Consider the following 433-nt stretch of genomic DNA (forward strand, 5'->3'; position numbering starts at 1 on the left):
CCTGACGATCATCTTCGTCTGCTTCGGCCTGCAGATCGCGATGGCGGCACCGCCGATCCAGGCCGTGCTCGGCGGCTTCGTGCCCTCGCGGGAAATCGTGACCAACCCGGCCGCGCTCTACATCGCCATCGGCATCATCGGCGCGACCGTGATGCCGCACAACCTCTACCTCCACTCCTCGATCGTGCAGACGCGCGCCTATCCCCGCACCGATCAGGGCCGGCGCGAGGCCCTGCGCTTCGCCGTCACCGACTCGACGGTGGCGCTGATGCTGGCCCTGTTCGTCAACGCCGCGATCCTGATCATGGCCGCGTCCGTGTTCCACGCGGGCGGGCGCACCGATGTCGAGGAGATCGAGCAGGCCTACGAGCTGCTGTCGCCCTTGCTCGGCGTTGGCATCGCCTCGACGCTGTTTGCCGTGGCCCTTCTGGCA

1 protein-coding gene is annotated in these 433 nt (G+C 67.9%); it reads left to right on the forward strand.

Going from position 1 to position 433, the window contains the following annotated elements; all coding sequences use genetic code 11:
- Positions 1-433: Nramp family divalent metal transporter (locus C1631_RS25605; protein ID WP_165828380.1), on the forward strand; the 433-nt coding region annotated here is incomplete at both ends.

It is taken from the genome of Chryseobacterium phosphatilyticum, assembly GCF_002899825.2.
GTDB lineage: Bacteria > Bacteroidota > Bacteroidia > Flavobacteriales > Weeksellaceae > Chryseobacterium > Chryseobacterium phosphatilyticum.